At 39.8% G+C, this 13,455-nt stretch carries 14 protein-coding genes; 2 read left to right on the forward strand and 12 right to left on the reverse strand.

Annotation, left to right across the window (positions count from 1 at the left end):
- Nucleotides 1-21: 21 nt before the first annotated feature.
- A complete protein-coding gene (locus tag R8695_RS16090; protein WP_154779444.1) occupies nucleotides 22-669 on the reverse strand; it encodes a J domain-containing protein in 648 nt (215 codons plus the stop codon).
- Between the two features lie 51 nt (nucleotides 670-720).
- Complete coding sequence (locus R8695_RS16095; RefSeq protein ID WP_154779443.1) at nucleotides 721-903, reverse strand: hypothetical protein; 183 nt, start codon at nucleotides 901-903, stop codon at nucleotides 721-723.
- Nucleotides 904-1,073: 170 nt separating this feature from the next.
- On the opposite strand from R8695_RS16095, the gene R8695_RS16100 reads away from it, so the two are divergent.
- Nucleotides 1,074-1,418 carry a helix-turn-helix domain-containing protein gene (locus tag R8695_RS16100; RefSeq protein WP_154779442.1) on the forward strand — a complete coding sequence of 115 codons (345 nt, stop codon included), beginning with the start codon at nucleotides 1,074-1,076 and terminating at the stop codon, nucleotides 1,416-1,418.
- Between the two features lie 91 nt (nucleotides 1,419-1,509).
- Here R8695_RS16100 and R8695_RS16105 read toward each other — a convergent pair whose 3' ends face one another.
- The 8 genes from R8695_RS16105 to R8695_RS16140 all read right to left on the reverse strand — a co-directional run bounded on the left by R8695_RS16105 (nucleotide 1,510) and on the right by R8695_RS16140 (nucleotide 7,666).
- A complete protein-coding gene (locus R8695_RS16105) occupies nucleotides 1,510-2,283 on the reverse strand; it encodes a hypothetical protein (RefSeq protein ID WP_154779441.1) in 774 nt (257 codons plus the stop codon).
- A 52-nt stretch (nucleotides 2,284-2,335) separates the two neighbouring features.
- Nucleotides 2,336-3,022 carry a recombinase family protein gene (locus R8695_RS16110; protein ID WP_154779440.1) on the reverse strand — a complete coding sequence of 229 codons (687 nt, stop codon included), beginning with the start codon at nucleotides 3,020-3,022 and terminating at the stop codon, nucleotides 2,336-2,338.
- Between the two features lie 185 nt (nucleotides 3,023-3,207).
- Nucleotides 3,208-4,095, reverse strand: a complete 888-nt coding sequence (locus R8695_RS16115; protein WP_154779439.1) for a DUF5688 family protein — start codon at nucleotides 4,093-4,095, stop codon at nucleotides 3,208-3,210.
- 19 nt (nucleotides 4,096-4,114) lie between these two features.
- Nucleotides 4,115-4,834, reverse strand: a complete 720-nt coding sequence (locus R8695_RS16120) for a hypothetical protein (RefSeq protein ID WP_243139420.1) — start codon at nucleotides 4,832-4,834, stop codon at nucleotides 4,115-4,117.
- Nucleotides 4,831-5,160, reverse strand: coding sequence for a DUF3848 domain-containing protein (locus R8695_RS16125; protein WP_167515427.1), 330 nt, complete (start codon nucleotides 5,158-5,160; stop codon nucleotides 4,831-4,833). Before R8695_RS16125 ends, R8695_RS16120 begins: the two co-directional genes overlap by 4 nt.
- 11 nt (nucleotides 5,161-5,171) lie before the next feature.
- A complete protein-coding gene (locus R8695_RS16130) occupies nucleotides 5,172-6,101 on the reverse strand; it encodes a YqaJ viral recombinase family nuclease (RefSeq protein WP_154779437.1) in 930 nt (309 codons plus the stop codon).
- Between the two features lie 82 nt (nucleotides 6,102-6,183).
- A complete protein-coding gene (locus R8695_RS16135; protein ID WP_154779436.1) occupies nucleotides 6,184-7,122 on the reverse strand; it encodes a DUF932 domain-containing protein in 939 nt (312 codons plus the stop codon).
- A 358-nt stretch (nucleotides 7,123-7,480) separates the two neighbouring features.
- Nucleotides 7,481-7,666 carry a helix-turn-helix domain-containing protein gene (locus tag R8695_RS16140; protein ID WP_154779435.1) on the reverse strand — a complete coding sequence of 62 codons (186 nt, stop codon included), beginning with the start codon at nucleotides 7,664-7,666 and terminating at the stop codon, nucleotides 7,481-7,483.
- Between the two features lie 299 nt (nucleotides 7,667-7,965).
- Between R8695_RS16140 and R8695_RS16145 the strand changes: the two genes are divergently transcribed.
- Nucleotides 7,966-8,466, forward strand: coding sequence for a relaxase/mobilization nuclease domain-containing protein (locus tag R8695_RS16145; protein ID WP_154779434.1), 501 nt, complete (start codon nucleotides 7,966-7,968; stop codon nucleotides 8,464-8,466).
- Between the two features lie 131 nt (nucleotides 8,467-8,597).
- On the opposite strand, the gene guaA is transcribed toward R8695_RS16145, so the two are convergent.
- Nucleotides 8,598-10,175, reverse strand: coding sequence for a glutamine-hydrolyzing GMP synthase (guaA, locus tag R8695_RS16150; protein ID WP_008705330.1), 1,578 nt, complete (start codon nucleotides 10,173-10,175; stop codon nucleotides 8,598-8,600).
- 753 nt (nucleotides 10,176-10,928) lie between these two features.
- A complete protein-coding gene (locus R8695_RS16155) occupies nucleotides 10,929-13,322 on the reverse strand; it encodes a glycoside hydrolase family 31 protein (protein ID WP_154779433.1) in 2,394 nt (797 codons plus the stop codon).
- Between the last annotated feature and the right edge of the window lie 133 nt (nucleotides 13,323-13,455).

Consider the following 13,455-nt stretch of genomic DNA (forward strand, 5'->3'; position numbering starts at 1 on the left):
TTGCCATCCTCCGACTTGATATTATGGTTCATCAACCTTGACAATAATCTCAACAACCTTAACAACCACCCAAATCAATGCACAAACCATTAAAAATGTACATATACCGCTTAACCAGTTATGTATCCCATATACTGCAAAAGTGATCCTTAATCCCATTAAAGCTACCAAACTCTCAAGAGATTCACTATCTTCACTATTCCAATGCCCCTTTGCTGCTGGTAATTGGTTGATAATTTCTATAATATAAGGTGATACCAACCCCGCCAGGCAGAATATCATGTAACATATCGCAATTATTCCAAACCATCTCGGTAAGCCTAATATTCTAAATATAATACTCAACACCGCTGCTGCTATAACCCCTGCTATTTTTTCTTTTCGTTCATCTCTGCTGTGTGGCACTTCTTCCTTTGTTTGTGTTCCAGAATTTTGTTGCTCCGTTGCATTGTTCTTATGCTTTTCCCATTCACAATCATAAGCTGCCCTTTTATTTTTGTCGGAAAGCACCTCGTATGCTTCATTGATATCTTCGATATTTTTTTCTCCCGGAACAACTGTTCCTCCATTATCTGGATGCATTCTTTTAACTAATGCTTTGTATGCCGCTTTAATTACTTCTTCTGAAGCATCCGATGTCACTTCCAGTATTTCGTAATAATCCTTCATTATTGTTTTTCTCCTGTCAACAAATCTTTTTTAGAACTCTGTTCAAATTTACTACTTTCCCAAAAGCATTTTTATAACAGCGATCGGAATCAATATCCATCCCAGAATAGTCCCCATTACCAGACGTCTCATAAAAATGGTCATTCCTGTACCAATCAAAATTTTATTGGCATAAATCGTTCTTCCGGTTGCCCAATATCCAAACGCCATATAAACAAAGAATAATATTGTCATTTTACTCTCTCTTTCCCCTTATTCCTTTCGATTTATAGTATGAACCTATTTTATCACTTTTCATTTCATTTTCAAACCTATTAGGTTTGTATTTCTTTATTTTCTATACCTTTTAATGCGTTAATAATCTTATTAAGTCGGGATAAGCTATACGCAGGAGGTCTAGTCATATGAATAATGATTTTTTAATCCCCATAGGAAAACGTATTGCAGAAATTCGACGTTCCAACCACGTTACTCAGGAAGCTCTGGCAAATGAACTCGGTGTCAGTCCAAAGCACATTTCCCATGTAGAATGCGGAACATCCTCTTTGTCTTTGAAGAATTTTTCCATGTTCTGTGATCTGTTTCATTGCAGTTTGGATTACCTTATTTTCGGTAACAACAAAAATGATGTTCTTTCCAAACTTCCACCAGAGATCACACAAATTCTTTCTACTGGAACTGATGCTGATATTGACCGTTTAAACCGATATTTGCAGGTATATATCGAACTTTTGAATGCAAACGATTAAAATTTTATTCTAATTCAGCTTCCAGCAGCTCCAGATTTAAAGACATTCTTTTATCCAGAGCTGCTGTTTACTTTGACTTTCTATATCCCTATTACAGCAAATCCACCTCTTTCCTATATTCTTCTATATACATCCACGGAAACAGTTCCTTTACCGCTCTTCGTGCTGTCTCCTTATCTGTTCCAATAACTGCTTCGATGTCGTCATGATGAATCCCATCAAAGTCATCACATGATATGATTGTATTTTCTCCGCAGAACACGTCATACAAACGGGAAATGTAGATATCTGCTCCACTCTCCGGTTCCGCCACACTGGTAATAATCCCTTCGGAATACCCATAGATTGGATACTTGAATTTAACAATATCTCCAAATTTATATCGTTCATGCATGTAATCATAATCCGAAAGCTCGCACCGACATTCCAAACTTTTTTCCCATGTCATATCTCCATAAATTTCAAATCTTCTAATACCACTCGGATATTCCATGCAATAGGAAACCGCCGATGCACAGCTTTCAAAATATTCTTTATGCGACAGAAATACCTTTTGAACTGAAGTACGTGAGTACCATGGAATGCACTTGTTGCTGTCTATATACTGAGCTTCTGCATATAACTTTAATTTTCCATTCTTGATATCGTCTTCCAATGCTTTTTTGCTGGAATAAACCTTTGCATTTATCAGATTTTCAATCACATCATCAAAACCGTTTTGAAAATCTTCCTTAATGCTGTCGAGATCAGTATCCATACTACTAACAGACTCCCTTTGTCTTGGTGTATCGCATATGGAAATTGTAAGTTCCAGTTCCTTATCTCTATTTTCAACTACAATAAAATTTTTGTACCATATCATCATATTCTTTAATTCCTCCATCATTTTTTCAAATCTCGCATATCTCTATAAACCTTTACCTCTGCTCTATCTGCAATTCATTTTTGTATTTGTAAAAAGTCTTTTTAGATATTCCAGCCTGTTTCATTGTTTCTATGTCATTGAGCGAACCACCGAAGTCCTGATTATGCTTCATGATGATTCGTTTGGCTGCTTTTGATTTTTTAGTTTCATAAGTACGTCCCGGAAGCTGTCCAATCTGCTTTCCATTTAATCTGGCAGTTTCTATCCCCTCTTTAGTACGCTGGCGAAGATCTGATACTTCTTTCTCAGCCTGTTCAAAAGCAAGTCTGATCTGTGATTTCGCCAGTTCCAGAAGATATCGGTTGATTCCTTCCAGAATCAGATCAACTGTATCTCCAGTCATGTTCAACTGATTTCCCATTGCCTTTTTGTAGGTATCCGTATTGATATGTGGCTCTTTTAAGAAAATGAGATTGATTCCCTTACGGAACAATTCTTCATATAATTGGAATCCTTCTTCTGCGTTACGGGACATTCTGCTGACAGAATCGAAAACAATCGTATCTCCAGTTCGGACTATTTTCAGAAGCTTTTCCAGTTCCTTTCTGCCCTGAAATTTTGTTCCCGTATAGATTTCTTTGATGATAATTGCATCCGGGAACACTGCTAGTATATTTCTTACCTGCCGTTCTATATTCTGCTTTCGGGTAGAGATACGGCAATATCCATATAGTTTCAAATTTCAACTCACCTCCAACGGTAGTAAATCTGACGGTCGTTAGATTTACACTTGCTTTTTATGCCATGGCAGATATAAAATGCCATAATTTTACTACTAATCATCTACACGTCAGATTTACCCCACAAAAAATAAAATCTGTTGAACAGCCAGGCATCTGCCTGACTGTTCCACATTAATAATTGTTATGCTGCAATTTTTAATTCCTGTGTATCCCTGTTGTAAGTGTACACATGATCCGATAAGTAATCTTCCGGAAGAACTACAGATGTATTGACATTCTTTACCATTTCTGCGCACGCTTCACAATCTCCGGTATACTGGTTTTCTGGTAATACGATCAGCTCATGCAGAGAGCTTGGAAGGATAATCAAGTTTCCAAGGCTCTGGCTGATCTTCGACAGTTCCTTTTTTAACAAAAGAACAGAAGCCCCGTAATAACGGCTAGCATTTGTCAGTACATACATCGGAAATGACGGCTCATCCTCTTTCTGCAGCCATATTGGGAGAATCTCTTTCATATTCTTAAAGAAGACCTGATCGGATATTTCCATATTTTCTATTCCGGTTCTGTACAGTTCTTCTTCTGAAATCCCCCACATATCCAGATATTTATTCTTAACGTCCATGGTCTCTAATTCGTCTCCGCTTTCATTGAACTTTATGTAATACACAACTGCAAAGTCCAGATAGAAGCGGTGTGGCATATCTTCCAGCAATTCCATATTCTGTTCCGCATTGATAAGCTTTACACATATATTAGATTTCATCTGATTCCAGTTCATCAGGTCCGTAATCTTGATATTAGGGACATAGTTCATATGCTCCATAATTACATCGTAAACAGTATCAGAAACTTCTTTCAGTGAAATCTTGGAATGGAGAAACATATTGTAATATCCGTCAAGATACACGATTGGCTGTGCCTGATTCTCTGTACCGGAAATTGTAATCCCCACAAAAGATGTACCATTATTCTTATGAACCGTAGTAGTCCATACACTAAAATTTCCATCTGCTTTTTCTCTTACTGCAGATAATACCTGTTCTGCAAATTCATTTAACTGCATCATAATTTATCCCAACCTTTCTTTAAGCTGCTTTGCTCTTGGTTTTCTTCAAACTGTTAATTGCCTTCTGACATGTCTCTTCGGACATCTCCTGAATACTCTGCACTTTATATCTCTTTAATACCGTATCCAGTGCCACGCCTGTCCGTTCCAATTCCCTGTTGATAGACTGCTCATAATCCACAGCCTTTTTTGCACCTGAAAACGCTGTTATTGATTGCATTTTACCTGCTTCTGTTGGAAACAGACTGTACACAACCTGACCGTTCTGATTTGAGATCACAAGACCTGAGATTTCTCTATTCTGGTTATAATGAATCTCTTTTACCTTGAATTTATCATAGGTAATACATCTGTCATTTTTCTTCTGAATATTTACTTTAGTTGCCGGAATCCAGATGAACGGTGCAGAATATAGCTCCCTGCCTATTCCTACGCTGACACAGGCTCTTTTAAAGGAATCGCTTGCCTGTCCCTTTTCCTTTTCAGTATAGCTTTCTGTGCCTACATCCATTTTGGATATCCACTGATGCTTGTTTTCATCCCAGATACGAACGGTACAGTAAAGATTGTCCCCGATCAGCTCATGCTGACGTTCCCAGTTCATTGCTCCAAATGTCTCATCCAGAATCTTCATATCTGCCCTGGCATCCTTATAGAGCAAGAGAGACAAGCCCTTTTCACTGATAGTACCAACCCGGCACTCGATTTCATCACTGTTTAATAAACGAATCTGATTCATGCTACATTCCTTTCTTTGAGTTCTTCCGTATTAGAAATCAGCTTTTTCATTTCATCCGCTACATGATGTTCCATTTCAGCGTAATGACTGTCTGATCTCTTCATCCACAGTTCATACAGATACTTCAGAATATCACGATGGTTCATTAATCTTTCCAGCTCGTTTACTGACAATTTCATTGCAAATTCTTTTAAAATTTCGTAAATGTTTATCATACAGTCAATCTCATAACAACGAGCATATATAGAACCACTGTTTTCTTCCAGTACAGAAGCCTTATAAGACTGATACTCACCGTATATCCGATTCAGAAAATACTCCCTCATCTGCATCCCTCCTAAGCTACTGATAATCGTCGATACTGGCTCTGGGTAAGATAATCATTGTAAATATCCGGCTTTTCTGTCTTTAAGCGTTTTGTATCAACAGAACTCTTGCTAATCTGTTTCCAAGAAATCTTACGATTCCCGACAATCCCTGTTTCTGCTTCTTTCAGATAATTTTTCAACTGATTCCCGGCTGCATTCTTAGCGGTCTCTACATCTTTTAACTGTTTAGACAATCTTTCATATTCCTCGCAGATAGGAATGACTTCTTCAGGAAGAGTAATAGTCTCTCCATTGGAATGACCGAATTTGCTGTTAAAATAATTGGTTGTAGCTTCAGAGCCATCTGGAACAGGTTCGATACCGCCCAGTACATTTTCTTCCCAGAAGTGCTTTTCCATAAGGATAATTTTCTCGATCATTTCTTCATCCCGTTCCATCATATGACAGTAAAAGTGATTGCCACCCACAATTGCTGCAATATAAGTTCTTTTTGCTCCTGTGACTGCCATATAATGCTGAATTTGCAAGATATAAGGAGCTGGTATGCCTTCTTCCCAGATATCCTGCTTAAATGCGGAAGCTGTCTTTGCTTCAAAGATAGCCATTTCTCCATTATCGTTGATTGTTCCATCAAGGTTTGCTGTCATAAACGGATATTCCTCACTCTGCAGAATCATATGTTTCTGGCGTACCTTGATTCCGGTTCTGGCAGTAAACTCTTTTCTTACGATTGGTTCCAGAAGAGTTCCAAAATGAGTGTATTCCGTATCACCTTCTTCCAACTCCACCTGACCAGTCTTCTCAAGCCATAACTGATGGACCGATTTAAACGGATTGATTCCTGCAAGAATAGAAACGTCTGAACCACCAATTCCCTGTGTCCTATACTTCAACCATTCTTCATGGCTAAGATCTTTTGTTTTCGCTAAAATCTTCATATTCTTTTCTCCATTTCTGACTGAAATACTCCTGCACGTTCATGTGCAGGAGCATTCTTTAATTTTATTTACCATATTGAATTTAAGCGGCTGACAATACCATCTGGTATGCTTTGTCAATCATTGGATGTCCTTCAATAGTGCGGGAAAACAGACTTTCTTTGTAATTGGCACGTTCTCTTAAAGGTTTTGCATGTGTAGAAAAGTCTGAAATAGCATTGATAAAACGATATCCGTTCTTTCCAACACCTTGCAGATCAGGTGCATCAAAGTATCTGCTTTTTGCATCCTCACGAAGTTTGATGATGTTTCTGTGCTGTTGCGGGCTGGCATTATCCGGTTCAGGAATTAGTTCATTGATAAACTCCATCACCTTGCTGTCCAGAAGCTTGATCTGACCGAGCACATCAAAACTCTTTCCCAGTTCTGCCATATATTTTCCTGCAAAGAGAAGGGTATTCCTTGCTTCATCCATTTTTCCGTTAATATCTCCTGTGTGGTAACAGCTCCAGCTTCTTTTAGCGGTAGAAAGTGCAAGATTCAGTGTGTTACTGCAAACAACACGAACTGGTGTCATTGCTACCTTGATCGCAGAACTACCATCATGGGCGTTCATAAATACAAGGAATGGTGAGATTTCTTCGCCATTGATAATATATTGATGCGGAAGTCTTGCTAAAAGCCATGTACGTCTGCCTCCCTGCAGACTTCCAGCTGTTTCGTAACGTACACCTTCGCCAAGAAGTTCATCTGTAAAAGCAAAGGCTTCGCTGTTCTGAACTACTTTATAACGATCTGTTACAATACCAAGTACACTGTTATCTCTGTCTCTCACATTTGCTTTGAATCCAGGAATCACACTGCTTCCGTCAGATGTGATAATATCTTTTTGAATCACATTCCAGTCTAATCCTGCAAGCTCCAGAGCCTTCTGTGAATCTGGTGCCTCACTTACGATTGTTCCTAATCCATGCCACGGTTTTTCTCTTACTGAAAACATTATTTCTACTAATGCTGCCATAATAAATCCTCCAATTCTTAAAATTAATTTTTGTATAGCTGTAAATGATATCATTTTGCCAGTAGCCAGGAATCCTATAAGCCTCCTTTCTTTGTTCCTGTAATGATTCCGGCAGATACCTAAGTGCTAACTTATTCAAAGAAGCTTTGTATTCTATTGCTTCTTCACAACTATAATATCTGCCTGTATTTCGGAAGTTTTTCAAAAAGGGAAAAAAATACCACAGGCGATAAAGCCTGTGGCAGTCTACTATGTTCCACTACGTTCCTTTATGTTCCTGTAAGGCGGATCATGTCCGGCTAATTGCATAAATATAATATACGATTTCAGTACAAGATTTTCACTTACACGTTTTCCTTTAATCAGCACATTTTCTTTCAATATAGTCATTCACACTTTTAACAGGTATCTTCCATGTTCCAACTTTAAATGCTTTTATCTCTCCTGACTGTAATAACTTATAAGCTGTTGTTGCTGATATAAATAAACGGTCACAAAGCTGTTCGATTGACAGCAATTCATTTTCATCAACAGGTGTATTCATATGCTCGTCTCCTTTATTTGTATTTTTCTATACCTTTATGTTTCATCAGAAATATTTTTATCAGCAAAAAATAAAAGAAGCAGACAAAAGACAACAAAAAATAATCTTTTCCAGCCACAAATAACATTTGTAAAAAATAACCAATGAACACTATGGTAAAGGTCTGGAGAGATTCCTACCTTGCAGGGTTTTTCATTATATATACTATATACCCTATTATCTTATTTCTTATATACCATATATAGATATTATTACTATATATACCTAATATTATGATAAACATAAGGAGAACTACCATTATGAAAAAAGGAACTTTACTTGTAGTCCGTAAACCATATCAAGGAGATACTGTTATTCAGAACACTTTAAATTATGCCATCGGATCACTGTTTGCAGATGAAGAAGATATATTGACATCATATATTGATAATGGAGATGACTCCGATCAGATTATTGAAGAATATTACCGCTTACAAGCACCTTATAATATGACAGACCATAGAAGAATGTTTCATTTCATTCTCACAACCCGAACCTCAAAATCCATGTGTACTATATTGGAAGAAGGTGCTTATGCTTTGCAGGACTATTTTTCATCCATTGGGTATCAGGCTGTCATGGTTCTGCATTCCGGCAGTTACAACGATGCGTTAAACTATCACTATCATGTATTGCTCAATCCCATTTCTGTCACAGGCTGTCGCATTCAAGACAAATATCAGATTTATCAGGATATTGTGAATTATCTGAATCAATACACGCACACCCTATGGGACTGGAAATATCGTTCAGATCACTAATTCTACATAAAAAAACATAGAACCACATTATTCCACCGGCTAACAGAACCAGAATAGAACCAGAACAAAAGCAAAGAGACCGGAAATGCCCTGTTTTCAAGGCTTTCCAGTCTCTAAATGTGCCAAATTTTTTACTCAAACTCAATCGTACCCGGCGGCTTGCTGGTCAGGTCATAGAATACGCGGTTAACGCCTTTAACTTCGTTAATAATGCGGTTCATAACCTTATTCAGTACTGCATACGGAATCTCAGCAGATTCGGCTGTCATGAAGTCGATAGTCTTCACTGCGCGGAGCGCTACAGCGTAATCATAAGTTCTGAAATCACCCATAACGCCTACACTTCGCATATTTGTCAGTGCTGCAAAGTACTGGTTCGGCATCCATGAAGGATCTTCACCATGTTCTTTCTTATACTCAGCTGCAGCATTGTCTACCTCTTCACGATAAATGAAATCTGCATCCTGTACAATACGAACCTTCTCTGCAGTAACTTCACCGATAATACGGATTCCAAGTCCCGGTCCCGGAAATGGCTGACGGAATACCAGTCTCTCCGGAATTCCAAGCTCCAGACCTGCTTTACGAACCTCATCCTTGAAAAGGTCGCGGAGCGGTTCAATGATTTCCTTGAAATCAACGAAATCCGGAAGTCCGCCTACATTGTGGTGAGATTTGATCACTGCGGACTCTCCGCCCAGACCACTCTCTACAACGTCCGGATAAATAGTTCCCTGTGCCAGGAAATCTACCGCACCAATCTTCTTGGCCTCTTCTTCAAAAATACGGATAAATTCTTCACCGATGATCTTACGTTTTGCTTCAGGCTCTGTAACACCTGCCAGCTTGTCATAATATCTCTGCTGTGCATTGACGCGAATAAAGTTCAGGTCAAACTGACCGTTTGGTCCGAATACACCCTCAACCTCATCTCCCTCATCTTTACGAAGAAGACCATGATCTACAAATACACAGGTAAGCTGCTTGCCGATTGCTCTGGAAAGAAGTCCTGCTGCAACGGAAGAGTCAACACCACCTGACAGGGCAAGGAGAACTTTTCCATCTCCGACCTTCTCGCGGATTTCTCTGATAGTATGCTCAACAAAAGCATCCATTTTCCAGTCTCCGGCACATCCGCAGACACCAAGTACGAAGTTGGAAAGCATCTTCTTTCCTTCTACTGTATGAAGCACTTCCGGATGGAACTGGATCGCATACAGCTTCTTCTCCTCATTCTGTGCAGTTGCTACTGGACAGTCTGCTGTGTGAGCAGCAATCTCAAATCCTGGTGCAACCTGGGAAATGTAATCTGTGTGGCTCATCCAGCAGATTGTTTTGTCAGATACGTCTTTGAAGATTTTGGAATCTGTCTTATCTACCAGAACCTCTGTCTTTCCATATTCGCTCACATCTGCTTTCTCAACTTTTCCGCCCAGAACATGCATCATAAGCTGTGCGCCATAGCAGAGTCCCAGAACAGGAATACCAAGCTCAAATAATTCTTTATTGCATGTAGGTGAATCTGCCTCATAGCAGCTGTTCGGACCACCGGTAAGGATGATTCCCTTAGGATTCATTGCCTTGATTTTCTCAAGATCGGTCTTGTATGAATAGATTTCGCAGTATACGTTACATTCTCTCACACGTCTGGCAACCAGCTGATTGTACTGACCGCCGAAATCCAGTACGACGACTGTTTCTCTTTTCATGTTTTCCTCCTTGTTTCTCATTATTTGTAACTGTAAAGATATTGAACCGTTACCATTGAATTTTATTATAAATTACAGTTCGGATTTTTACAATGCTTATTTTCAGTTTTCCACCTTGTGTTTTCTTCCTACGTTATTGTTCACTCCGTTCACAGTAACGTAGCCAAAATTCATTCCAAATTGCCTGCGGCAATGGAATTTTGGCTTGTATGTCTCGGGATTTTGGCATATTCATGCCAAAACACCTCGCGGGATAGTGGTGTGTGAACAGTAATCTTACTTCCAATTTATAAGTTTTTTAGAATTTAATCACGTTTTTTTCAACAGTCCATCACATTTTACTCACAAATTCCCTGTATATTAATAAGCAAATAAAGCAAATGCTTTACAAACAGGTTGCAAATGCTTTTTCACATAGATTTTTAACTTTTTTCTTTTTCATACTTATGCCGGGCCGCAAGGTCCGGCCCTCCTTCTTTTTACAGACCTTTTCAGGTCTTTTTCTTTTTTTATAAGTTTTTTAGAATTTAATCACAATTTCTTCAACAGTCCATCACATTTTGCACACATTTTCCCTGTATATTAATAAGCAAATAAAGCAAACGCTTTATTTATAATAAAACTTTTTCTTTTTCATACTTGCCGGATCGCAAGATCCGGCACTCCTTCTTTTAAAATGTGAAATCCCGCTCACAGTAAGACACAACTGTGAGCGGGATTTTTGTATTACCGCAGGGAACTTACTTGATTCGGTTAAATTCCCATTGTAAGAATTTCCATCAGTACCCCAAGCAATGACGGATTCAAATTCATGGATACCAGAACTGGCACTGCCTCTGTGCCCAGCTCTTTCACTACTTTATAAACGTCTGTCTTCTGTGCATAGGTAATCTGAGCTTTTTCCAGAATCTCATAGACTTCTTCTGCATAGTCTCTCTGATAAACAGCTGCATCTGCCGCAAAAGTAATCTTCACCTGCGCATCTGCCGGCACATCCTTCAGGATCACTATTGTTCCATGAAGCTTCTCATCCTCTGCGAACTCTGCATCCTTATATACCTGTCCGTTTACAGTAACCTCCTGCGGTTTGTCCTGAATGTTGCAGAAGCGGATCTTCCAGGAACGTTTCTGCGGGATCACTGCTGTATTTCCCTGCGCAGCTTCTACAATAAATATTGTTCCATTCTCATCTGCAGTCTTCGTCATTCTGGTGGATACCCAGTTCTCATCCAGGTCTTCCGGTGTGTCCCCACCGTCTTCCCAGAGTACAAATTCTCCTGATTCTCCAGGATATACAAGTACTTCCAGTTTCTCAGGATTCTCAATGGAATTATCATATCCTTCCATGTCCTTCAGCGGAATGATGCTGCCTTCACGCACAAGTACCGGCATCTCATAAATATCTCTCCAGAGATCCACTTTTCTGCCGCCCTTATATGCTCTTCCGTTAAAGAAATCATACCAGATTCCCTGCGGGATCCATGTTTTTGCACTGGCCAGTCCTGTTACCGGATCCAGCTTATCTGTAATTGGAGATACCATCATCTCTGTACCGAAATAATAGTTGTTCGGTACTTCATAGGTTTCCTCGCGCTCCGGCTCCAGATAATACATCGGCTGTACCAGTGGCAGTCCCGCTCTGCTTGCACGACGATTCATAGTGTAAAGATACGGAACCAGCTTATGACGCAGTTTCAGGAAATTCTTCATTACTGTTTCTACAATCTGGTTGTATTTCCACGGTTCTTTTCCACTAAACGGGTTATCTGTGCTGTGCAGACGATTCATTGGTGAAAAGACTCCAAGCTGTACCCATCTTGCAGTGAGCTCGTCGTCTCTGTATCCCAACATATGTCCACCGATATCATGACTCCACCATCCAAAACCGATGTTGCTGGCATTTGCCGTAAAATATGGCTGGAATTTCAGACTCTCCCAGGTAATGATCGTATCACCGGAAAAACCAACCGGGTATCTGTGGCTTCCTGGACCTGCATATCTTGAGAAAGTCAGCGCACGTTTTCCTTTCCACTTGCTATCCAGATAGTGATAGTGGTTCAGCATCCAGAGCGGATCCAGTCCCGGAACCTTGGTTACAGTTCCCTGCTGCCAGTCAAGCCACCAGAAATCTACTCCCTCTTCTTCCATCGGATGATGCAGTTCCTCAAAATATGTCTCAATGAATTTCGGATCTGTCATATCAAAAAGTACCGGTTCTTTACTTGCAGGATCAATTCCCATCTTCTCTGCAACTCTCGGATAGGCTTCTTCATAAGCACGCACTCCATCTGCCGGATGTACGTTCAGTGTGATCTTATATCCATGTTTGTGCAGCCAGTCCATAAATTCAGGCGGATTGGGGAAAAACTTCTTATTCCAGGTATATCCTGTCCATCCGCTTCCATATACAGGAGGTACATCCTCTACCAGATGCCAGTCCATATCTACAACTGCAATAGAAAATGGCACTTCTTCTTTCTCAAAACGCTCTACCAGTTCTTTGTATTCTGTCTCTGTATATTTGTGATATCTGCTCCACCAGTTTCCGAACGTATATCTTGGAAGCAGAGGTGTTTTTCCACATAATCTGTAAAAATCCTGCAGACATTCCACATATCTGTGACCATATCCAAAGAAATAAAAGTCTGCTCTGTTTCCCTGACGTGGCTCTACCATTCCATCTTCGCCCATAGCCATTGTGTGGGAATCATCCAGCACTGAAAAACCGTTTCTGGACATAATTCCATGACTCAGCAAAATCTCACCGTCTGCTTCATCCAGGGTTCTGGCTGTTCCCAGCAGATCTTTTGGTTCATCACCATAATGCCACACACGCTCGCTGGCTTTTCCACCCGCAACACGTATCATCAGACCGCTTGGAGAAAATTTCTGCCTGTCATAGTGGATTTCCAGATCTTTGGTGTAAATATGTAATTCCTCACCGCCATCGCTCACCCTGAATTCCGGCACCGGGAAATCACGATTACATACCATTTGTGTTGCTCTGTCCTCAAATCCTCCGTCTTCGCTGTACTCAAAACGGATCAGGGCAGTTGTCAGCATTGTAATCCTGAAATGATCGCCCACGATCACAGCTTCCTTTCTGCATACAGGATTACCTTCCAGCACAAATTTCTTTAAGTCCATAAAAGCTTTTCCTCCTTTACATTCCCGGCAGTCTGATACTGCCTGCTTTTGAAACTATTTTATACTTTTGTACATCAATTGGCAATAGCTTGTATTTCTTCCCTCCTCAGTGTTATAATTTGCTATAGTCACA

Source organism: Blautia luti, assembly GCF_033096465.1.
Classification (GTDB): Bacteria; Bacillota; Clostridia; order Lachnospirales; family Lachnospiraceae; genus Blautia_A; species Blautia_A luti.

Coding starts and splice junctions, on each gene's coding strand:
- R8695_RS16105 (WP_154779441.1), bottom strand. CDS start 2,283: ATGATGATATGGTACAAAAATTTTATTGTAGTTGAAAATAGAGATAAG.
- R8695_RS16090 (WP_154779444.1), bottom strand. CDS start 669: ATGAAGGATTATTACGAAATACTGGAAGTGACATCGGATGCTTCAGAA.
- R8695_RS16120 (WP_243139420.1), bottom strand. CDS start 4,834: ATGAATCAGATTCGTTTATTAAACAGTGATGAAATCGAGTGCCGGGTT.
- R8695_RS16095 (WP_154779443.1), bottom strand. CDS start 903: ATGACAATATTATTCTTTGTTTATATGGCGTTTGGATATTGGGCAACC.
- R8695_RS16125 (WP_167515427.1), bottom strand. CDS start 5,160: ATGAGGGAGTATTTTCTGAATCGGATATACGGTGAGTATCAGTCTTAT.
- R8695_RS16140 (WP_154779435.1), bottom strand. CDS start 7,666: ATGAATACACCTGTTGATGAAAATGAATTGCTGTCAATCGAACAGCTT.
- R8695_RS16115 (WP_154779439.1), bottom strand. CDS start 4,095: ATGATGCAGTTAAATGAATTTGCAGAACAGGTATTATCTGCAGTAAGA.
- R8695_RS16155 (WP_154779433.1), bottom strand. CDS start 13,322: ATGGACTTAAAGAAATTTGTGCTGGAAGGTAATCCTGTATGCAGAAAG.
- guaA (WP_008705330.1), bottom strand. CDS start 10,175: ATGAAAAGAGAAACAGTCGTCGTACTGGATTTCGGCGGTCAGTACAAT.
- R8695_RS16145 (WP_154779434.1), top strand. CDS start 7,966: ATGAAAAAAGGAACTTTACTTGTAGTCCGTAAACCATATCAAGGAGAT.
- R8695_RS16130 (WP_154779437.1), bottom strand. CDS start 6,101: ATGAAGATTTTAGCGAAAACAAAAGATCTTAGCCATGAAGAATGGTTG.
- R8695_RS16100 (WP_154779442.1), top strand. CDS start 1,074: ATGAATAATGATTTTTTAATCCCCATAGGAAAACGTATTGCAGAAATT.
- R8695_RS16135 (WP_154779436.1), bottom strand. CDS start 7,122: ATGGCAGCATTAGTAGAAATAATGTTTTCAGTAAGAGAAAAACCGTGG.